General features: G+C 66.8%; 13 protein-coding genes. 8 read left to right on the plus strand and 5 right to left on the minus strand.

Translation table 11 applies throughout. The annotated features are described in order from the left end of the window. Positions 1–25: 25 nt before the first annotated feature. On the plus strand, positions 26–607 hold the full coding sequence (locus tag G6O68_RS05565) for an Npun_F5749 family FMN-dependent PPOX-type flavoprotein (protein ID WP_165245698.1): 582 nt from the start codon (positions 26–28) through the stop codon (positions 605–607). A 37-nt stretch (positions 608–644) separates the two neighbouring features. Here G6O68_RS05565 and G6O68_RS05570 read toward each other — a convergent pair whose 3' ends face one another. Then, positions 645–2753, minus strand: coding sequence for a family 16 glycoside hydrolase (locus tag G6O68_RS05570; RefSeq protein ID WP_165245700.1), 2109 nt, complete (start codon positions 2751–2753; stop codon positions 645–647). Between the two features lie 240 nt (positions 2754–2993). Between G6O68_RS05570 and G6O68_RS05575 the strand changes: the two genes are divergently transcribed. After that, entirely contained in the window at positions 2994–7346 is a 4353-nt protein-coding gene (locus G6O68_RS05575) for an amidohydrolase family protein (RefSeq protein ID WP_165245702.1), read from the plus strand. A 76-nt stretch (positions 7347–7422) separates the two neighbouring features. Here the strand turns inward: G6O68_RS05575 and G6O68_RS05580 are convergent, their stop codons facing one another. Continuing rightward, on the minus strand, positions 7423–7905 hold the full coding sequence (locus tag G6O68_RS05580) for a response regulator transcription factor (RefSeq protein WP_165245704.1): 483 nt from the start codon (positions 7903–7905) through the stop codon (positions 7423–7425). Positions 7906–8470: 565 nt separating this feature from the next. Here G6O68_RS05580 and G6O68_RS05585 point away from each other — a divergent pair. The 3 genes from G6O68_RS05585 to G6O68_RS05595 are packed head-to-tail and all read left to right on the plus strand — an operon-like array spanning position 8471 to position 12516. Next, positions 8471–9568 carry a ComEC/Rec2 family competence protein gene (locus G6O68_RS05585; protein ID WP_240911057.1) on the plus strand — a complete coding sequence of 366 codons (1098 nt, stop codon included), beginning with the start codon at positions 8471–8473 and terminating at the stop codon, positions 9566–9568. A gap of 54 nt (positions 9569–9622) precedes the next feature. Continuing rightward, positions 9623–10975: a M16 family metallopeptidase gene (locus G6O68_RS05590; RefSeq protein ID WP_165245706.1), complete on the plus strand. Its 1353-nt coding sequence runs from the start codon at positions 9623–9625 to the stop codon at positions 10973–10975. Continuing rightward, positions 10972–12516 (plus strand): M16 family metallopeptidase, encoded by a 1545-nt coding sequence (locus tag G6O68_RS05595; protein ID WP_165245708.1) that lies wholly within the window; start codon positions 10972–10974, stop codon positions 12514–12516. The genes G6O68_RS05590 and G6O68_RS05595 overlap by 4 nt, the downstream gene beginning before the upstream one ends. Positions 12517–12532: 16 nt before the next feature. Here G6O68_RS05595 and G6O68_RS05600 read toward each other — a convergent pair whose 3' ends face one another. The 3 genes from G6O68_RS05600 to tyrS all read right to left on the minus strand — a co-directional run bounded on the left by G6O68_RS05600 (position 12533) and on the right by tyrS (position 15945). Then, positions 12533–13498 (minus strand): lysophospholipid acyltransferase family protein, encoded by a 966-nt coding sequence (locus G6O68_RS05600; protein ID WP_165245710.1) that lies wholly within the window; start codon positions 13496–13498, stop codon positions 12533–12535. A gap of 91 nt (positions 13499–13589) precedes the next feature. Beyond that, positions 13590–14666 carry a Gfo/Idh/MocA family protein gene (locus tag G6O68_RS05605; protein ID WP_165245712.1) on the minus strand — a complete coding sequence of 359 codons (1077 nt, stop codon included), beginning with the start codon at positions 14664–14666 and terminating at the stop codon, positions 13590–13592. 61 nt (positions 14667–14727) lie between these two features. After that, complete coding sequence (gene tyrS / locus G6O68_RS05610) at positions 14728–15945, minus strand: tyrosine--tRNA ligase (protein ID WP_165245714.1); 1218 nt, start codon at positions 15943–15945, stop codon at positions 14728–14730. Positions 15946–16121: 176 nt separating this feature from the next. On the opposite strand from tyrS, the gene G6O68_RS05615 reads away from it, so the two are divergent. From G6O68_RS05615 to G6O68_RS05625, 3 genes are all read left to right on the plus strand, one after another. Next, positions 16122–17291 carry a CPBP family intramembrane glutamic endopeptidase gene (locus G6O68_RS05615; RefSeq protein ID WP_165245716.1) on the plus strand — a complete coding sequence of 390 codons (1170 nt, stop codon included), beginning with the start codon at positions 16122–16124 and terminating at the stop codon, positions 17289–17291. A 431-nt stretch (positions 17292–17722) separates the two neighbouring features. After that, the gene (locus tag G6O68_RS05620; RefSeq protein WP_165245718.1) at positions 17723–17920 is read left to right on the plus strand and encodes a hypothetical protein; all 198 of its coding nucleotides are present in this window, start codon (positions 17723–17725) and stop codon (positions 17918–17920) included. 274 nt (positions 17921–18194) lie between these two features. Further along, positions 18195–20237 (plus strand): glycogen debranching protein, encoded by a 2043-nt coding sequence (locus G6O68_RS05625; protein ID WP_240911059.1) that lies wholly within the window; start codon positions 18195–18197, stop codon positions 20235–20237. The last annotated feature ends 52 nt before the right edge of the window (positions 20238–20289 follow it).

Raw genomic sequence — 20289 nt, forward strand, 5'->3', positions numbered from 1 at the left:
CCACGCCTCGACGCTGGGGGGACCCATGCCCGCGGAACTGTGGCGGCCGTCGCTCGACCTGGCGTTGCACCGGAACCGGAACAACCCCGGGCTCCGTCTGGTCCAGCTTGCGACAGTCCGGCCGGACGGCCGCCCGGCGATCCGAACGGTCGTCTTCCGAGGCTTCCTGGACGACACCCGGCAACTGGCTTTCAGCACCGACGGCCGGAGCGCCAAGCGGGCCGAGATCGCGGCCAACCCCGGAGGTGCGGTCTGCTGGTATTTCCCCGAGACCCGCGAGCAGTTCCGGGTGACGGGGCTGTTGAGCCTGGTCGACGCCTCGACGCCCGATCCGGCCCTTCGCGAAGCCCGCGCGGACCTTTGGGCCGAACTGAGCGATGAGACCCGCACCACCTTCACCTGGCCGTCGCCGGGCGAGGCGCGAGACGTGGGTCGCCCCTTCCCCTCGACGCCTCCGAACCGGGCCGAGCCGGTGGCTTCGTTCTGCCTCATGATCCTGACGGCCACCGAGGTCGACCACCTGGAACTGCACAGCTCCCCCCACCATCGTTGGCAGTTTGAAGCCGACGCCCAGGGAAGATGGTCGGGCCGCGAGGTCAATCCCTGACCTGACCGCGGCCCGTCTTTCGGGATTCCTTCCTCGCTCAGGGCCGCTTCTGCGCGAGCATCCAGTCGATCGTCGAGGGGTCGTTGTAGGCGCGGTCCCAGCTGTTGTGGCCGACGCCCCGATACTCCGTGTATTCCGGATTCGCGCCGGCGGTTCGGAGCTCCTCGATGAGCGCCCGCATCCCGAGGTGGAGCCTCGGAGAATCGGCGTCTCCCACGAAGCTTCGGATCGGGATCGTCAGGAATCGGGTCACGTCTTCAGGACGTCCGGGCCCGCAGATCGGGGCGATCGCCGCGAACTTGTCGGGGTGCCGGGCCGCCAGGTTCCACGTCCCCATCCCGCCCATGGAGAGGCCCGTCAGGACGATCCGATTCGGGTCGACGTGGTAATCCTTGACGACCTCATCGAGCGCCTGCAGGGCCGCGCGAGCGTCGTCCGAATCGGCCTGCCAGGATTTCCTGGCCTGGGGGAAGAGCACGATCGCCGGGACGCCGCCGCGCTGGACGATCGTTGGTCCGAGCCCCACCTGCGCCGTGATCGTCCCGTCGTCGCCGCGCTCGCCCGCGCCGTGGAGGAAGAGGATGGCCGGATAGGTCTTCGACTCGTCGAATCCCTCGGGGACGTAGACGGTGTACTTGTAATCGCCATGCTCCGTCTTGACGCTCCGGACGTGAAACCCCGGGCTCTTCGGGTCGGCCGAGTCGGGCGAGGGCACGCGCTGAATCATGACGTCCTTGAATTGCACCTCCATGGGCTCGCCGGAGTGGACCTGGAGGGCGATGAGGCCGTCTCGGGCGATCGCCGGATCCGTCTCCTTGTAGTCGACGGCCACGGCTCCGTTGAGGTAGATCGTGATGCGATCGCCGAACGCACGGACGACGTAGTGGTTCCAGCCGGACTTGTTCAACTTCGCGAGCGCCTCGGGCGAGCCTTTCACGAGCGTCGTGTTGCGTCGCGATTCGTCGTAGAGGCTCGCCCAGTACCCCTCGCCGATGTCCGCCTGGTAGCCGGACATCTCGGTGCCCGGGACGCGGACGCTCCGGAGTTGCACGCCGCTGTTCCCCTTGCCGTCGATCACGCGGAATGTCAGCGACAGGACGAAGTCGCGGAACGGCTCCTTGTACGCCAGGAAGACGTTGTGGTCGAGGCCCTTCGACTTGCCCACGATCATGCCGTCTCGGGCCGACCAGACCGACTCGTCGCCCTCCCAGCCGTCGAGGTCGCGGCCGTTGAAGAGCGGCGTGTAGCCGGCCGTTTCCACGACGGGGGGCTCGCCATCCAGCCGACGCGACCAGTAGGTGAGGATCGAGGCGGAGTACGTGGCCCCGAGGTTTCCCTCGCCGTCGGGCGTATTGGAATAGGTGCCGTCCGACTTCCGACAACGCGCGATGAAGGCCCGCAGGCGGTCGAGGTCGGGCTTCTCCTTCAGCATGTAGAGGGCGCGCATCACCCGATAGGAGGCGCCGAGGTCCGAGGGGCCGCCGTCCTTCGACCAGCCGCCGTCGGGCCGCTGTCCGGCCTTGATGGCGTTGAGGACGGCCTCTCGGTTCTTGAGGCTGCCGCCGGCGCGTAGGACGGTCGCCGCAACGGTCCCGGCCGCGAAAGCCTGGCCGGGGCCGTCGGCGAAGGTCCCGTCCGGGTTGCCGAGCTTCTCGATCTGCTCGACCCAACGGGGCATGTCGCTGGAGCTCCCCTCCACCGCTTCCAGCCCCGCGATCGCCATGCGGACCTGCTCGTCCTCCTTCGCATTCTCGCGGAAGAATGCGACGGACTCTTCGATGACCGCGCGATCGGTGAGCTTCAGTTCGCCGACGGCGAGCAGGCCGATCGAGGTGGTCAGCGAGTCGGGCTTGCCGCCGGGGGTCGGGGCGAATCCGCCCCCGGCCCGGCAGGACTTCACGTACTGGATGCAGCCGAGGACGTCGGGGATCGAGCCGCCGACGTAACGAAGGATCCTGATCGCCCCGCTGGTCGACCCGAGATTGGAAGGTTGCCCCGGCGCCGGGCCGAAGCCGCCGTCAGGATTCTGGAGCGATGCGACGTAGGCTGCCGTCTGTGCGAACTCGGCCGGGGACTGGGCCCAGGCGGGCGGAGCCGTGACGACTCCGACGAGCAAGACGGCGAAGGGTCCGATCAGACGTCTCATGGCGAGATAGCTCCTGGGATGAGGCTCGACCCTGGAGGGGCGACGTCGCGGACGCGACGCCCCGGCACGCTCCGAATCGACACACAGTCTGCCGCGCCACGGAGGAGTGGGCAACGCTCCGCCTCCCGCCGCGTCGGCCGCCGCATGGCCCGAAAGATTGGCTTCCGGGGCTCTCCATCGACTAAGATGCTCCGACAGCCAGGGCTCGCCGCTCCCAGCCATTCTCCGAAGAGGTCATCGATGAGCAGGCCGTCCGCACCGCAAGCACGCCCCGGACCGAGCGCGGTCCTCCGCCTCCCAGCCCTCCTGATCGCTTTCGCAACCGCCTGCTTCTCCGTCGCGAGCCGGGCGGCGGACGAGAGCGACGCCGGGTTCCCTTCCGCGTACGCCGTGAAGGGCGCCAAGCTGTTCATCGCCCCCGGCAAGGTTGTGGACGACGGGGTCCTGGTGATCCGCAAAGGGCTGATCGAAGCGGCTGGCCCAGCCGCCGAAGTCGCCGTTCCTTTCGACGCCGAGGTGATCGAAGGGAAGGGCCTCTTCGTCTATCCGGGCTTCCTCGACCTGTTCACCTCGGCCGGCCAGAAATCCGGCGTGGAGCGGTCGGCCACCGGACGCGGCGCTCCCGTCGACCTTTCCGAGACGACACTGGCCGCAACGCCGACCGACAACCGCAAGGGTCTGACCCCGGAGTTCCTGGTCGCCGACGCCCTGGACCTGAACGACGGCTTCGCCGATCCCCGCCGTCGCCTCGGGTTCACGGGCCTGCTCACCGCGCCGGCCGGGGCGATCGCGACCGGCCGGAGCGCCGTCGTGAGCCTGACCGGGCTCCCACGGCGCGACGCCCTGCTCCGCTCTCCCGTCGCCCTGCATATCCAGGTCGCGCCGCCGCAAGAGCCGACGACCGGAACCGGGGAGCCGACGCCCGGCCCAGGCGGGCAGCGAGGGCGGGGGTTCGGCGCCCGCGAAGGAGGGGTCGAGAACCCCTACCCGCGAGTCTTGATGGGGTCGGTCGGACACCTTCGGCAGGCCATGAGCGACGCCGATCATCATCAAAAGCTGCTGGCTTATGAGAAGGCTCACGGCGGCGCGCCCGTCCCGGACGACCCGGCGCTCGCCGTCCTCGCCGAGGCCCGCGCGAAGACGCTCCCGGTCTGGTGGCAGGCCGAGACACGCGACGAGATCCACCGGGCGCTCGACCTGGCCCAGGAATTCGGGACCTCGGCGGTGATCGTCGGCGGTCGCGAAGCGTCCAAGGTCGTCGATCGATTGAAGGCCGAGAAGACTCCCGTCGTGCTCAGGCTCGACTTCCCCGACGAGCCGAAGCTCCCGACCGAGGACGAATATCGCAAGCGCCCCGAAGCCCAGCGCGACGAGCCGCTGCGGATCCATGCCGAGTACAAGGAACGATGGAAGGAGAGGGTCGGCACGGCCGCGTTGCTGGCCCGGGAAGGGGTCCCATTTGCCATCGGGACCGAGGGCGTCGACAAGCTGGAGAACGTCCCGGCGAAGCTCCGGTCTCTGATCGCCGAAGGTCTCCCCCCCGAGAAGGCCCTCGACGCGCTGACACGTTCGGCGGCGACCCTGGCCGGCCTCGACCGGCGGCTGGGCACCCTGGAACCGGGCAAGCTCGCGCACGTCGCGATCTTCTCGGCGCCGTTTGAAGATGAGAAATCAAAGGTCAAGTACACGTTCATCGACGGTCGCAAGTTCGAGGTCAAGTCCGACGACGCGTCCGGAGGAGAGGGCCGACCCGGAGGTCGCCGCTCGCCGGACGGCGGCCGTCCCACGTCCGACGAGACCAAGCCCGAGGAGAAGAAAGACGAGCCCGCGAAGGACGAGAAGCCGCAGGAGACCAAGCCCGAGGAGAAGAAGGACCAGCCCGCGAAGGACGAGAAGCCCAAGGACGAGCCGGCGCCGCCGTTCGTGGACGTGGGGACCGAGCTCGACTCGGATCGCAAGCCGAGGATCCGGACCGGCGGCGACGTCCTCATCAAGGACGCCGTGATCCTGACCGGGACCAAGGGGACGATCGCCAAAGGATCGATCCTGATCGAGAAGGGTAAGATCAAGGCGATCGGCCCCGATGTGACGGCCGCGCCTGGCGTCGCCGTCATCGAGGCCGAGGGGCTCGTGGCGGCCCCCGGCGCGATCGACACCCACTCGCACATCGCCGTGCAGGGGGGCGTCAACGAGTTCAGCCTGTCGGTGGTCCCGGACGTCCGCGTCAAGGATGTGATCACCGGCGACGACGTCTCGATCTACCGGGCGTTGGCGGGGGGGACCACGACGGCCCGCGTGCTCCATGGATCGGCGAACACCATCGGCGGCCAGGACGCCGTGATCAAGCTGAAGTACGGCCTGCCGGGCCGCGATTTGATCCTGCGCGACGGCCCTCAGGGCGTGAAGTTCGCCCTCGGGGAGAACGTCACCCGGTCGACCGGCCGTTTCCCGAACACCCGGATGGGCGTCGAATCCGTGATCAGCGGCGCGTTCGAGCAGGCCCTCGCCTACAAAAAGACGTGGAAGGACTACAACGAAGCCCTCGCCGACAGGGGCGAGTCCGCAGGCCCGCCCCCGCGCCGGGACTTCCGCCTGGAAGCCCTGGAGCGGATGCTCGACGGATCGATCAAGATCCACAGCCACTGCTACCGCGCCGACGAGATCCTGATGCTGCTGCGGACCGCAGAGCGATACGGCGTCCGCGTGCAGTCGCTCCAGCACGTCCTGGAGGGCTATAAGGTCGGCCCCGAGATCGCCGCCCACGGCGCTCACGCATCCACGTTCTCCGATTGGTGGGCGTACAAGATCGAGGCCTTCGACGCGATCCCATTCAACGCCATGCTGATGACTCGGGCCGGGGTCGCTGTGAGCATCAAGAGCGACAGCGAGGAGCTGATCCGCCACCTCTATCATGAGGCGGCCAAGATGGTCAAATTCGGGGGTGCGAGCGAGGAACAGGCCCTGGCCTTCGTCACCATCAATCCAGCGCTGGAACTGGGTCGAGAGGATCGCATCGGGTCGCTGGAGGTCGGCAAGGACGCCGACGTCGCCCTGTTCAACGGCCACCCCTTCGACGCCTTCGCGCGGTGCGAGATGACCCTTATCGACGGCGAGGTCTACTTCCAGAGGCCGGCGCCCGCCGACGGCAAGACCGTCACGCGCCCCGGCGACCGGTCCAGGATGCCGGTCGCCCCCGAGCCGCCGCGGGGCCTCGACCTCGCGTTCACGTCGCAGCCGAAGCGTGCCTACGCCCTGATCGGCGCGACGATTCATCCGGTCAGCCGGCCCGATATCCAGGACGGCGTCCTGGCGATCGTCGACGGCAAGATCGCCGTCGTCGGCCCCGCGGGGTCTCCGTTCCCCCCCGAATGCCAGCCGATCGAGGCCAGGGGGTTCGACGTGTGGCCGGGGATGATCGACGCCGGAACGACCGTGGGTCTGGCCGAGATCGGCAGCCTCAACGAGACGCAGGACTTCGCCGACGCCAGCCGCTTCCAGCCCGAGTTGCGCGCGGGGACGGCCATCAAGGCCGACAGCGAGCACATCCCCGTCACCCGCTCCAACGGGGTCCTCGCGGGACTGGTCGAGCCCTCGGGAGGGACGATCTCCGGCCAGGCCGCGCTCGCCAACTTCCACGGCTGGGTCCCTCGCGAACTGGCGTTCGTCGATCCCGCGGCGCTGTCGGTGAACATTCCTCGGTACAACCGACGGCCCCTCGGCTCCCAGTCGCGTCCCGGGGGCCCGGGTGGCGGCGGTCCGGACGCCTCCGATCCCAACGCCCGCCGCAAGGAACAGCTCGAGGCCCTCAAGCAGCAGTTCCTCAGGGCACGGCGATACGACGAGGTCGTGGCCGAAGCGAAGGCCAAGAATCTTCCCGTCCCGAAACTCGATCCCCGACTTGAGGCCCTCGCTCCATACGCCAAGGGGGAGAAGCTCGTCATCTTCCACGCCGACGAGCGGATGGAGATCCTGGACGCCCTGGCCCTCGTTAAGGAGCTGAAGCTGAAAGCCGCGCTCTCCGGCGCGGCCGACGCCTGGAAGGCGGTCGAGGAGATCAAGAAGTCCGGCGTCCCCGTGCTGGTGGCCGGGACCCTCAACATCCCAGCACGGGATTACGACCCGTACGATGCGGCCTACGCCAATCCGGCCAGGCTGCACGCGGCGGGCGTCCCCTTCGCCATCCGGTCGGCCCCCGGGGCCTCCTCGCCTCGGAACAGCCGTCTCCTGCCGTACGAGGCGGCGACGGCGGCCGCGTTCGGGCTTCCCGAGGGAGAGGCGCTCAAGGCCGTCACGATGGCTCCGGCGCAGATCCTGGGAGTCGCCGATCAACTCGGCTCGCTCGAGGTCGGGAAGCGAGCCAATGTGGTCGTGACTTCGGGCCATCTCCTCCAACCGACGACTCCCGTCGTCCTGGTCTTCATCGACGGCAAGCCCGTCGCGCCGTCGAATCGTCATACGGATCTGTATGAGAAGTATGGACGACGTCTCGACGAGGTGAAGCGAGGGCAGGCGCCGATGGGCCTCGACCGCACCTCGGCCGACCGCATCGGCCCCGGCCCGGGCGTTCGCCCCCGGGCGGCGAGCGCCCCCTGATGTTCGAAACGTCACGACGCCGAGGCCCGTCCTCAGCGGACGGGCCTCGGCGTCGGGGCCGACAGGAGGCTTCACATCAAAGTGCGGTGGCGATCGATCCCAGTTTCGCCGCCGGCTCGGCCTGTCGAATTGAATCCTCGCCCGCATACTCATGAGCCCAGACCGGCAGGCTCCAGCCGTTGGTTTCGGGAGTCAGCGCGACCAGGACGGTCGCCATCGCCTCTCCATGCTCGCACTTGCCGACATACTCATCGACTCCGAGCTGGAACAGGAGGGTGGCCTCGTCGACCCGATAGTCTTCGGCGACGATCATGACCGAGGCCGGCCGGCCCTGGATCGAGTTCTTCCACAGCAACGACGTGATCGCGTCGAAGCTCCCGTCCTCGCGCTTCCAGTCGACGACGATCAATCGGGGCCGCGCGAATTCCAGGAGCCGTTCGGCCTCCTCGATGGACTCGGCCACGACGAGCCGACCCCTTCCCGTCGCGTGGAGGAACGGACGCATGCCGATCAGCCATTCGGCGTCCTTCGTGACCGTCAGGATAGTGGTGCTTTGCATGACTAAACGTGATCCCCCGCGGTACGAGTGCGGCTTGCATCCCAGGGATGTTCAACGATCAGGGCGGGCCGAGAACGGAAGTCGAAAGCGAGCTTCTCGCGGCCCCCCATCCTGGAGACCGCGATTCCGGCCTCGCGGCGACACGCCAACCTCCTGGAATTTCCGCGCCGGTCGATTCGTCCGTGAACTAACGTAATTCACCGAATCCTTGACGAGACCTCGGACCGGCCTTCTCTCCGGGCGGGGCTAATGTAAGTGAAGTTCCGTCTGCCGTTTACATGATCTTGAAAATTTCAAACGGACGCTCGACTTGGACGACGAGATTTGACGCGAATCGCAATCAATCGTGCCTAGGAACATCGCCGCGAGGTGATTTCGCTTCAATCGAATCGTGGATCACCCCTTAGCAGCAAGCATGCAATCTCCGAGATATCCAGGCGGGTGACGGAGGGGATTTCGCGGCTGGTCGCTTGCGTTCGAGGATTCGTCGCGCGAACATCGATCTCGACCCCGGGCCGACTCGATGCTCGCGGGCTGCTACGATCTCGCTGCGAGGTGAACCGCGATGAGCCAGTCACGACATCGGACCATGCCCCCGATCCGGATCGCCATCCTCGGCGTATTCCTCACGGGCCTGACGGCCCTGTTTCCGCCGATCGCGAATCACGTCGCGGCTGAGGAGCCGTCGACCGGGCTTCGGATCTATTTCGTCGACGTCCTGGGAGGGGCGGCCACGCTCGTGGTCACTCCCGAACGCGAGACGATCTTGATCGATTCGGGCTGGCCGGGCCAGGACGACCGGGACCCCGAGCGGATCGTCCAGGCCATCCGGGACGCCGGCTGCGAGCGGATCGACCACCTCGTCACCACGCACTGGCACATCGACCATTTCGGCGGCGTCGCCGGGCTGGCGAAGCGACTGCCGATCGGGACCTTCTGGGACCGCGGCTTGCCGGAGGACGGCCTGCCGGGCGAGTCTTATCCGGACGGTCCCAAGCCCGACGACCCTCTCGGCATCGCCTATCGGAAGGCCTCGCAAGGCAAGCGAAAGATCCTCAAGGCCGGAGACTCCCTCCCGCTTCGGGGCGAGACGTCCGCCATCGTCCTCGCCGCCTCGGGCAAGGTCATCGCGGCTCCCGCGGGGGCAGGCCCCAATCCGGCCTGCTCCACCGCTCCCGGCGCCTTGCCCAAGGATGGATCGGACAACGCCCTGAGCATCGTTTTGAGATTCCACCTGGGCTCCTTCGACTTCCTGGACTGCGGCGATTTGACATGGAACATCGAGCGGGACCTCGTCTGCCCCGTGGATCTCGTCGGCAAGATCGACCTCTATCAGGTCACCCACCACGGGATGGACATCTCGAATCATCCCACTTTGCTCAAGACGATCGCCCCCAGCGTGGCGATCATGAACAACGGCCCCCGCAAGGGGGGCTCGGCCGCGACCGTCCAGCGTCTGCGTGAGATCCCTTCGCTCCAGGCCGCGTACCAGCTCCATCGCAACGCCGCGACCGGCGAGGCCGACAACACGGCGGCCGAGATGATCGCCAACGCCGACCCGGCCGGAGGGCGCTACATCCGCGTCTCCGTCGCCCCGGACGGCTCCAGTTACAAGGTCAAGCTGGGCGCTGACGGTCCCGAGCGTACGTTCACCTCGCACTGATCGCTCGTTCGGCCTGGCCGCCGAACGCCGCACCTCGCCGGAGACCGACAGCCGATGAAGCCCCAGATCCTCCTCGCGGTCGTCCTCGCGTCCGCGTCGTTGCCGGTCCCGGCCCTCGCCGGCGACGAGCCCAAGGCCGCGGCCCTCCCCTACCCGATCCGCCGTGCGACGCTCGACAACGGGCTGGAGATCGTGACCGTCCCCTTCGACTCGCCGGGGATCATCGCCTACTACACGGTCGTCCGGACGGGGTCGCGGAACGAGGTCGAGAAGGGGCTGTCGGGCTTCGCCCATTTCTTCGAGCACATGATGTTCCGGGGTACGGAACGTTACAGCCAGGAGGCCTACAACGACGTCCTCAAGGCCCTCGGCGCGGATTCCAACGCCTTCACGACCGACGATTGGACATGCTACCACATGACCATACCGGCGACCGCTTTGCCGACGGCCGTCGAGATCGAAGCCGACCGCTTCCAGAATCTCAGGTACGACGAGGCCGCTTTTCAGAAGGAGGCACGGGCCGTCCTGGGCGAGTACAACAAGAGCGCCTCGTCTCCGTTCCTCAAGCTGGAGGAAGCGATCGCCGACACGGCTTTTACGACGCACACTTACAAGCATACGACGATCGGCTTCCTCGCCGACGTGAAGGACATGCCGAATCAGTACGCGTACAGCAAGCTCTTCTTCGACCGCTGGTATCGCCCCGAGAACTGCACGATCGTCGTCACCGGCGACGTCGACCATGAGAAGGTGGTCGAGCTGGCGCGGAAGGAGTACGGCGGCTGGGCCCGTGGAGGGCGGAGCGTCACGATCCCCGAGGAGCCCGCGCAGGACGGCCCCCGGAACGCCGCGCTGACCTGGCCCCTTCCAACGCTGCCGATCCTCGCGCTGGCCTACCACGTCCCGGCCTCCGACCCGTCGAACCCGGACGTCGCCGCGCTCCGTGCGCTCCAGGAGGCCGTCTTCGGCGAGACCAGCCCGCTCTACCGGGCCCTGGTGCTCGACGAGCAGAAGGCCGAGACCCTCACCGCCTACGCCGACCCGCACCGGGATCCGCACCTGTTCACCGTTTTCGCCCGCGGTCGAAGGATCGAGTTCATGCCCGAGATCCGCAGGCGCATCGGCGAAGCCCTGGATTCGGCGGCCCGGACGCCGATCGAGCACGACCGGCTGAGGTCGATCCAGTCGCACCTGCGCTATGCGTTCGCGACGGAGCTCGACAGCGCCGACGCCGTCGCCCGCGCCGTCGGGGAGTCGATCGCGATCACGGGAAGGCCGGACGCCGTGAACGAGACCTACGCGGCCTACGACCGCCTCACCCCCGCCGACCTCCAGCGCGTGGCCGCGAAGTATTTCGCGTCCGGCAACGAGACGGCCGTCACCCTGGAGACGAAGGACGCCCCATGATAAGCTCTCCCTCGCATGGACTTTGGCGTGGATCGGTCGCGTCGACGGTCGCCTTCGCCCTAGCCCTCGCCCTCTTGCTCCCCCTCCCCTCGACGGCCGCCGCTCCGCTCGCCGAAGACCAGGGCGGCGTCGTCCTCGTCCCGACGTCCGGGCCGCTCGTCTCTGTCCGATACCTCTTCGAAGTCGGTTCGAAGGACGACCCCAAGGGCAAGGAGGGGCTCGCCGCCCTCACGGCGTCCATGGTCGCGCGTGGCGGGACCACGTCCCTCCGTTATGAAGAAGTCCTCGATCGCTTCTTCCCGATGGCCGCGAGCCTGGACGGGGCCTGTCTCAAAGAGGTCACGATCTTCTCCGGGACCGTCCACCGGGACAACCTCGCTGCATACATCGGACTTTCGACCGAGATGATCGCCTCGCCACGATTCGCGCCCGAGGATTTCGAGCGGCTTCGCGACGAGGCCCTGGACTACCTGACCAAGACGCTGCGAGGCAACAACGACGAGGCCCTTGGCAAGTGGACGCTCCAGTCCGCTCTCTACGAGGGGCACCCGTACGGTCGTCCCGACGAAGGGCTCGTCGCCGGGCTCAAGGCGATCACTCTGGACGACGTGAAGTCGTTCCACCGAGACCACTTCACTCAAGCCGCACTTCGACTGGGACTCTGCGGGGCCGTGGATCAGGCTACGATCCAGCAGGTTCGCGAGGGGTTGGCCCAGTTGCCCCCCGGCGAGGTCCGCGCCGAGGCCCTCATCCCGAATGCGGAACCGATCAAGGGCCTGGAAGTGACCATCGTGTCCAAGCCGGCGGAGGCGACGGCGATCTCGCTGGGATTTCCGCTGTCGATCACCCGCGCCGACGACGATTTCTACGCCCTGGTCGTGGCCAATTCATTCCTCGGCGAGCACCGGACCTTCAATGGCCGGCTGATGCGGGATCTTCGAGGGAAACGCGGGCTGAATTACGGCGATTACTCGTACATCGAGGACTTCATCCAGGACGGCCAGTCGACATTCCCGATCCCGAACAACCACCGTTCCCGGCAGTATTTCTCGATCTGGATCCGGCCTGTGCCGACCGAGAAGTCGGTCTTCGCCCTCCGCGCGGCCCTTTGGGAGCTGGATCGACTGGTCGAGAAAGGCATGACCCTCGAAGAGTTTGAAGGCACGCGTTCTTTCCTGCTGAACTACAGCAAGCTGTGGGTGCAGACCCTCTCACGAAGGCTCGGCTACGAATTGGAAGGGCGGCTATACGGCAGGAAAGACCTCGTGACCGAGTTGGCCGAGCGCCTACCGAAATTGACGCTGGAGCAAGTCAATGAAGCAGTTCGCAAGCACTTGAAGGTCGGCGGGATGAAGGTGGCGATGGTCGCAGGCGACGCCGAAGCGCTTCGCGAGCGACTCACGTCCGGAAAGCCTTCACCGATGGTCTACGACACCGAGGGGACGGCCGACGAGGTCCTCGCCCAGGACAAGGAGATCGAAGTGTTCCCCCTCCGGGACCTCAAGGTGCGGGTCATCCCGGTCGAGAAGATCTTCGAGTGAGGGCCCCTGGGGGCTGTCAGCCGGCGGCGAGCTCGGATCGGGCCGAGTCGGGCTTCGAGGCCCTCTTCCGCGCGAGCGGCTGGTGCTTCCAGCGACGATGGAGCCAGAGGTACTGGCTCGGGTCCTGGCGGATCAACTCCTCCAGGGCGCTGGTATAACGCTGGGTCAGCAGCCGGGCGTCGTCGGACCCGCCGGTGAACTCGGCCGGGTCGATGATCTGGGCGCACCGCATCTCATAGCGGAATCCAGGGCCGACCCGACGAGCCACGCCGACGACCACGGGGGCGTTGTGCTCGATCGCCAGGAGGGCTATCGCCTTGTGGGTCGACGCCGGCCGGCCGAAGAAGTCGACGAACAACCCGCGCTGGCCGGCGTCCTGATCGGCCAGCATGGAGAGCGTCTTGTTGGACTCCAGGACCTCGACGATCTGGTCGTAACCGCCGGCCTTGGGGATCATCCGCTGGCCGGTGCTCTCTCGAAATGTCCTCAGGTAGCGTTCGAGGTACGGGTTGTCGAGCGTCCGCGCTACGGACCATGTGGGGAAGCCGAAGAGCCCGAAGAGGTAACCGGCGACCTCCCAGTTGCCATAGTGGCCGGTGAGGAGGATCATCGGCTCGCCGCTGATCATCCGGTCGAGGATCGGCGGATGGCCGACAAGCGTGATGTAGCGCCGGTAGTTCTCCAGGTTGATGGTCTTCGGCGTGTGGAAGATCTCCATCAGCATCGTGCAAAAATGGCGGTAGACGCCCCGCACGACGGCGTCGCGCTCGGCCTCGCTCATCGCATCGCCGTAAGCCAGGCGAAGGTTCTCCAGCCCGACAAGGCGGTGGCGTTTGTCGACCTTGTACAGCGTCCAGCCCAGGAACCGGGCGAGCGCATACGACTGGGCGATCGTGAGGGACTGGACGAGGAACACCAGGGACCGCACGGCGATGTAGACGAGATAGTCGAGCCAGTGGCGTTGGACCTTGCGGCGGGCCATGTGCGGTCACTCCTTGACCAGTCGAGCGCGCGGGGAATCTGCGGGGAGTATGGCGCGGAAGCCCCCTCTCGTCAAGGCTCGCCGCACCGGCTCAGAACGACGGCGCGTCGTGCGCCAGGGGGAGTTGGACGGCTCGGCCTTCTCGCGCCGAAAGGTAGATCGCGCGGATGATCTCGACGGACTTGCGGCCCTCTCGGCCGTCGACGAACGGGTCTCGACCCTCGTCGATCGACTGTAGGAAGTCGGCGATCTGGTCGCGATGACCGACGTGCGCGATGCCGCGGGGGTCGCTGGCCCCTGAGTTTCCGGCCGAGCGGCCGGCGATCGCGGCGAGGAGGATGTTGTCGCTCGGGAGCTTCTCCTGGAAGTCCCACAGGGTCACGTCGTCCTGCTCGATCCGGGCCGAGCCTCGGTCGCCGTGGATCTCGATCCGCTTGGAAAGACCAGGGTACGCGCTCGTCGCCGCCTGGATGACCCCCAGGGCCCCATTCCGGAATCGGACGCTGGCGACGGCCGTGTCCTCGACCTCGATCCGGACGTGCGCCAGGGTGGCGGTGTGGGCCACGACCGACTCGACGTCGCCCATCATCCAGTACAAAAGGTCGACGTTGTGGATCGCCTGGTTCATGAGGGCCCCGCCGCCGTCCAACCGCCAGGTCCCTCGCCAGCCGCCGGAGTCGTAGTACTCCTGCGTGCGCCACCATTTGACGTGCGTGTCGCCGAGGGTCAACCGGCCGAAGCGTCCGCCCTCGACCGCTTCCTTTAGCCGCCGGTTGGCCGGGGAGAATCGCGACGGGAAGATCGCACAAAGCCGGACGCCCGCGTCGTCGCAGGCCCGGATGATCGCATCGCAGCGGTCGAGATCGACTTCCAGCGGCTTCTCGACGACGACGTGCTTCCCGGCCCGGGCCGCTTGCACCGCCGGCTCCATGTGGGCCCCGCTGGGGGTGCACACGCAGACGACGTCGACGTCCGGCTGGCGGAGCATCGCACCGAGATCATCATAGAGTTGGCAGTCGCGGCCGGCGAGGCCGGCGATCTTCTCGGCGTTCGTCCGCGACCGGCTGTAGGCGGCGGCGACGCGGGCACCCTCGATCTCGTTGATCGCGTGGGTGTGGAACTCCGCGATCATGCCACATCCGATGATTCCAATCCCATGTTCGGCCATGCAGTCCACCCGGGGCTGGAGACGATCAAGGCGGGGAAGGCGACCGAGTCGCTCCTTCAGTTCAGACGAGGCGGATCTCGGCGATTTTCCGCTTCCCGACCCGCACGACGAGGCCGTCGCTCACGTAGACGAGGGCCCTCGGGTCGGAGACCGTCTCGCGGCGCGGGCCCACGTTGAAGCCGCCCCCCTCGATCACACGCCGGGCGTTCGACGTGCTCGACTCGAAGCCGATCTCCTTGATGAGGCTGGGGGCCGCGATCCGCCCTTCCGCGTCGAGTTTGTCGGCCGTGAGGTAGGCGATGGGGATCTCCACCGGATCCTCGCCCGACGCGCGGCGACGGAACGCGGCGGCCGCCTGCTCGGCGGCCTCGGCGTCGTGATACTGCGAGACCACGGCCTTGCCGAGCACCTCCTTGGCGTCCCTCGGGTTGGACCCGGGGGCGAGGAGCGCCTTGACCTCCTCGGCCGGAAGGTCCGTAAGCAGGGTGAAATACTGCGCCATCGGCTCGTCGGGCACGCTCATGATCTTGCCGAACATGTCCTCGGCCGAATCCGCCACGCCGATATAATTCCCCAGGCTCTTGCCCATCCGGCGGACGCCATCGGTCCCCACCAGGATGGGCATGGTCATGGCCACTTGCGGCTCCTGGCTGCGGAGGGGCTGGAGCTGCCGGGCCACCATCAGGCTGAAGAGCTGCTCCGTCCCACCAAGCTCCACGTCGGCGCGAATTTCGGCCGAGTCCCAGCCTTGCATCAAGGGGTACATACACTCGTGGAGATAGACGGGCTTCTCCTCGGCGATCCGCTTGGCGAAGTCCTCGCGGGCCGAGATCTGGCCCAGGGTCATCCGCCGCATGAGGTCCAGTACGTCCAGGAACGACCACTTCCCGAACCAGTCGCCGTTATGGTGGACCTCGGCGCGTTCGAGGTCGATGATCCGCCCGACCTGCTTGAGATAATCCCGAGCGTTCGCATCGACCTGGTCCTTGGTGAGGGCGTCGCGGGTCTTGTCGCGACCCGAAGGATCCCCCACCATCGCCGTGTAGTCCCCGATGATGATCACCGCGGTGTGCCCAAGCTCCTGAAACTGCCTGAGCTTGCGCAGGGGCACGGTGTGGCCCAGGTGGACGTCGATGCCGGTGGGGTCGATGCCGTACTTGACCCGGAGTGGCCGGTTCTCGCGGACCGAGCGTTCCAGCTTCTTGAGGAAGTCGGCCTCGGGGACGATCTGCTCGACCCCCCTGCGGAGGATTTCCAGTTGGCTTGCGACGTCCAGCATCGGTTCGTTGGGCTCCTGAGAGATCATCGACGTCTCGCGGCGGCGTCGAAAGCGATTCGCCGATTCTAGGGACCCAGGTCCGACTTCTCAAGGTGGCCGGAGCCGCGGCGGCTTGCTACGATCGCGGGTAACCCTCTCCATCCCGACGACGCCCCCCCTTCCCGCCGCGAGGTTCCATGCCGCCCGTGTCGATCCTGGAGTTCCTGCTCTTCTTCGTCTCCTTACTCCTGGAAGCGGCCCTGATCGGCATGGTCGTCGCCTGGGGATGGGCTCTCCAAAGGCTCGTCCGCGGACTTCCCGTACTCCCGGAGGACGCCTTCCTAACGCTTCCCATGGCGCGGTGGGGCCTGGGGACGGTCCTCCTCGTGGTCCTGCTGCACGTAGGAGCCGGGAGCGCGGCTGGGGTGGCCTGTCGCGAGCTTTTCGGGATCGATCTCGGGCAACTCGTCGCCCGAGAGAAGCCTCCGGTTCCGATCCACGACGTCGGGGCGGAGCCCGCCGCAAGAAACGCGGAAGGCCCGGATGCTCGACGGTCGTCGGCGTCGGCCCGACAGCTCATGATCTGGAACGCGAGCTACAACGCACTTTTCCTTATGGCATTTCCCTGGTTCTTCCGGCGCGCCTCGGGCGCCGACGCGAAGGAACTCGGGCTGAGCCTGGAACGCTGGCCCGAACAACTGCGCCTGGGCGTCGTCGCCGGATTGATCGCCGCCCCGTTGATTTACGCGATCCAGTTCCTGTCGCTCACGATCTTCGAAGTCAACGCCCATCCGATCGAGCAGATGCTGCAGGAAGGCTTCGACGGCGGTCTGGCGATGCTCGCCCTCGTCTCGACCGTCGTCCTGGCGCCGCTGACCGAAGAGCTCATGTTTCGAGGCGTCCTGCAAGGCTGGTTGACGCGGGCCTGGTCGACCCTCACCGCGCATCCCTCCCGCACCTCCCCGCCAGGGGGCGCGGGCTCGATGCCGCCGCAAGATCAAGTCGGGCCGCCGACGTCCGCCGCCCGCCCCGGCGAGGGCTCTGGCTCGCGTCCGGTCGCTGCTCCCAATCGCATCTGCTGGCCTGCCGTGGTCGTGACCTCATGCCTATTCGCCGCCCTCCACGGGCCGCAATGGCCCGCGCCGATCGCCCTGTTCTTCTTCTCGATGATCATGGGAGCGCTTTATCAGCACTCGGGGAGCCTGATCGCGTCGATCGCCATCCACGGGCTGTTCAACGGCTGCAGCACTCTGCTGCTGCTGACGCAACAGCTCGCCCGCTCCGTCCAACAGCCCGACGTCGAGGTCGGAGCGGCCGTCGGTGGCGTCGCCGCGATCTGGGACGTCCTCCTTCAGATCTCGAGATAAGCGATCGGAAAACGTCGCTTTGAATAAGGTTGACGCGTCGTCTCGGAAAAGCGTAAAGCAATCGGCTATTTTCCTGGACGAGCTATGGGCGGGCTGATAGATTTCCTGAGAGATGACTCCGTCGGTCGGATGAACATTCTCCGACAGGTCGACGCCGAGAGCCGGCTCAACTCGCCGCGTAATCCCTGGCTGAAGAAATAGCCAGGTCCGTCCGATTGTGATAGGGTGCGCCGACGGGAAGCCCGACGCGGGCTTCGCCCTGTCGGACGCCTGTGTCGCAACCGGGGACGGACGAGGTATGGACCGACTCGGTCATCCGGCTAGGGAAAGCGACGTCGCGCGGGATTCGGGTCCTTCGCGGCCCAAGGGAGTGGTGGAGCGTCAGCCCGAGGTTCCCGGGCGGCGTTTCTCCTATCGGGAGAGCTGATTCGATGAGCGACGAGAACGTCAAGAAGGCCACTTCCACGCCGGCCGGTTTCGAGTGGGCGGGTGCCGTGGCCCGCGTCCGCCGGGGCGGGAAGTCGGTCCGCGCGGGTCGCCGGGCCGCCCTGCTGGGCGCCCTGACCGCCGCCTACGCGAACTCCTCCCGGGGCGGTCGAGCCTCGGATCGCACCGCGAACGGCCGTTGATTTCATCTGACGAAGCCTCCGGCGTCGAGTCTCTTCCTGGCTCCGCCGATCTGGTTTCGCTTGAATTTCGACTCCTGCCGTCGGTTTGATCGCCGGACCCTCTCCCCGACACGTCGTCGGGTGGCGTGGTTCGGCCTTTTTTTTGACCCGAAGGCGGCCGGCCCGCGATCCTCCGCCGTCGCCGCTTCCTTCCCAAGGACAACACGCCATCTCTGGGTTCATCTCGGGCGAGTCCGTCGAGGCCGAGTATCTCTTCCGCGACTGCGTCCTGACCGTGAAGCGGGGCCGTCCCCTCCCCCTGGGGGCGATCACCGAGACCAGCGGGGTGAACTTCGCCGTGGTCTGCCGCCACGCCACAGCGGTCTGGTTGGTCCTGGGCGATCCCCTGACGGTCGGTTTCGAGACTGAGGTCCAGCTTGATGCGCGACTGAATCGGACGGGCGACCACTGGCACGTCCGCATCGACGGGCTCCCCGACGAATTCTGCTATGGGTACCGCGTGGAAGGTCCCCAAGGGAACGGCTTCCGTTTCGATCCGACGATCATCCTGCTCGATCCTTACGCCCGCGCCGTTTCTTGCTCCGGTCGTTGGGGGGAGCCGTCGCCAACGCCCCGCCGCAGCCTCGTCAACGAGGCGATGACCGAACGCGAGCCGGTGGTCGGGCCCGGAACGCCCCTCGAGGACACGATCATTTATGAGCTTCACGTCCGGGGCTATACCATCGATCCCAGCTCCGGCGTCCGCCATCCCGGGACCTTCGCCGGTCTGGCGGAGAAGATCGACTACCTCCACGACCTCGGTGTGACGGCCGTCGAACTGCTGCCGGTCGACGAGTTTGATGAGACCGACTGCGCCTACGTCAATCCCCTGACCGGAGAGCGACTGCTTAACTTCTGGGGCTACAACACGATCGCTTTCTCGGCGCCCAAGACGACCTACGCGGTCAGGTCGGGGCGATTGGAGCCCTGGGAAGAGTTCGGCGCGATGGTCGACGCGTTCCACAAGCGTGGGATCGAAGTCTACCTGGACATTGTGTTCAACCACACTGCGGAGTCCGACGACGACGGACCCACGTACAGCTTCCGAGGGTTCGACAACCCGCTCTATTACATCCTCGACGAGCGGGGGAGGTACCTCAACTTCACGGGATGCGGGAACAGCTTCAACACCGACCACCCGGTCGTCCGCAACTTTCTCCTGGCATGTCTGCGGAACTGGGTGGCCGAGGCCGGGGTGGACGGCTTCCGCTTCGACCTGGCCTCCGTCCTGGGACGTGACCGTCGCGGTGAGGTCCTCCTCAACCCGCCGACGATCAACCGAATCTCGGAGGACTCGCTTCTCTACGGGACTAAACTCATCGCTGAGCCCTGGGATGCGGGCGGGCTCTATCAGGTCGGCACGTTCCCCGGCGGCGGTCGATGGTCGGATTGGAACGGGCGCTACCGCGACGACGTGCGGCGGTTCTGGCGCGGAGAGCCCGGGATGACTTCGGAGCTGGCCACGCGGCTCTGCGGCAGCGACGATCTGTATTCAGGTCGAGGCCCGCTGCATTCCGTCAACTTCATCTCCTGCCACGACGGATTCACGCTCCACGACCTCGTCTCTTACGACCACAAGCACAACGAGGCGAACGGCGAGGGCAACCGCGACGGCAACAACGCCAACTACAGCTGGAACTGCGGGATCGAGGGGCCGACCTCCGATCCGGAAATCCTGGCTCTGCGGATGCGGCAGGCCCGCAACCTGATGGCCACACTGCTGATTTCGCAAGGGATCCCCATGATCCTCGGGGGTGACGAGTTCCTCCGGACGCAGAAGGGGAACAACAACGCCTGGTGCCAGGACAACGCCGTGAGCTGGGTGGACTGGTCGCTGGCGGAATCGCACGGCGACTTCCTACGTTTCGTCCGGGAGATGATCGCTCTGCGCAAGGCGCACCCGGTCTTTCGACGACGGAATTTCTTCGAGGGAGCGGCTTCGGTCGGGCCCCCCGACATCCTTTGGCACGGCGTCATGCCAGTGCAGCCCGACTTCTCGTCGACCTCACGGAGCCTGGCTTTCGCGTTGGACGGACGTCAGTGCAATCGACCGGGCGTGATCGATCGGGATTTCTATGTGGCGATGAATGCCGACGATGTCGCCCTGGAGTTTCGAATTCCGGCCGCTCCGACTGGCCGCCGCTGGCGTCGGGTGGTGGACACCTCACTGAGTCCGCCCCACGACATCAGTCCGGTGGACGACGGCCCGGAGATCGGTGTGATGTCGAGCTACTGCGTCGGGCCTCGCTCGCTCATCATCCTCGCGTCTCAGGCTTGAGGCCTCGATCGTGAAGCGAACGCGCAGGAGGTTTTGGGCACGGCCACTCCCT

Origin of the sequence: Paludisphaera soli (genome assembly GCF_011064595.1) — a bacterium.
Taxonomy (GTDB): Bacteria; Planctomycetota; Planctomycetia; order Isosphaerales; family Isosphaeraceae; genus Paludisphaera; species Paludisphaera soli.

What these genes read in the sequence shown, in the direction of transcription:
- G6O68_RS05575 (WP_165245702.1), top strand. Translation starts at nt 2,994, where the DNA reads ATGAGCAGGCCGTCCGCACCGCAAGCACGCCCCGGACCGAGCGCGGTC.
- G6O68_RS05615 (WP_165245716.1), top strand. Translation starts at nt 16,122, where the DNA reads ATGCCGCCCGTGTCGATCCTGGAGTTCCTGCTCTTCTTCGTCTCCTTA.
- G6O68_RS05605 (WP_165245712.1), bottom strand. Translation starts at nt 14,666, where the DNA reads ATGGCCGAACATGGGATTGGAATCATCGGATGTGGCATGATCGCGGAG.
- G6O68_RS05580 (WP_165245704.1), bottom strand. Translation starts at nt 7,905, where the DNA reads ATGCAAAGCACCACTATCCTGACGGTCACGAAGGACGCCGAATGGCTG.
- G6O68_RS05585 (WP_240911057.1), top strand. Translation starts at nt 8,471, where the DNA reads ATGAGCCAGTCACGACATCGGACCATGCCCCCGATCCGGATCGCCATC.
- G6O68_RS05565 (WP_165245698.1), top strand. Translation starts at nt 26, where the DNA reads ATGCCCGCGGAACTGTGGCGGCCGTCGCTCGACCTGGCGTTGCACCGG.
- G6O68_RS05620 (WP_165245718.1), top strand. Translation starts at nt 17,723, where the DNA reads ATGAGCGACGAGAACGTCAAGAAGGCCACTTCCACGCCGGCCGGTTTC.
- G6O68_RS05600 (WP_165245710.1), bottom strand. Translation starts at nt 13,498, where the DNA reads ATGGCCCGCCGCAAGGTCCAACGCCACTGGCTCGACTATCTCGTCTAC.
- G6O68_RS05570 (WP_165245700.1), bottom strand. Translation starts at nt 2,753, where the DNA reads ATGAGACGTCTGATCGGACCCTTCGCCGTCTTGCTCGTCGGAGTCGTC.
- G6O68_RS05595 (WP_165245708.1), top strand. Translation starts at nt 10,972, where the DNA reads ATGATAAGCTCTCCCTCGCATGGACTTTGGCGTGGATCGGTCGCGTCG.
- G6O68_RS05590 (WP_165245706.1), top strand. Translation starts at nt 9,623, where the DNA reads ATGAAGCCCCAGATCCTCCTCGCGGTCGTCCTCGCGTCCGCGTCGTTG.
- tyrS (WP_165245714.1), bottom strand. Translation starts at nt 15,945, where the DNA reads ATGCTGGACGTCGCAAGCCAACTGGAAATCCTCCGCAGGGGGGTCGAG.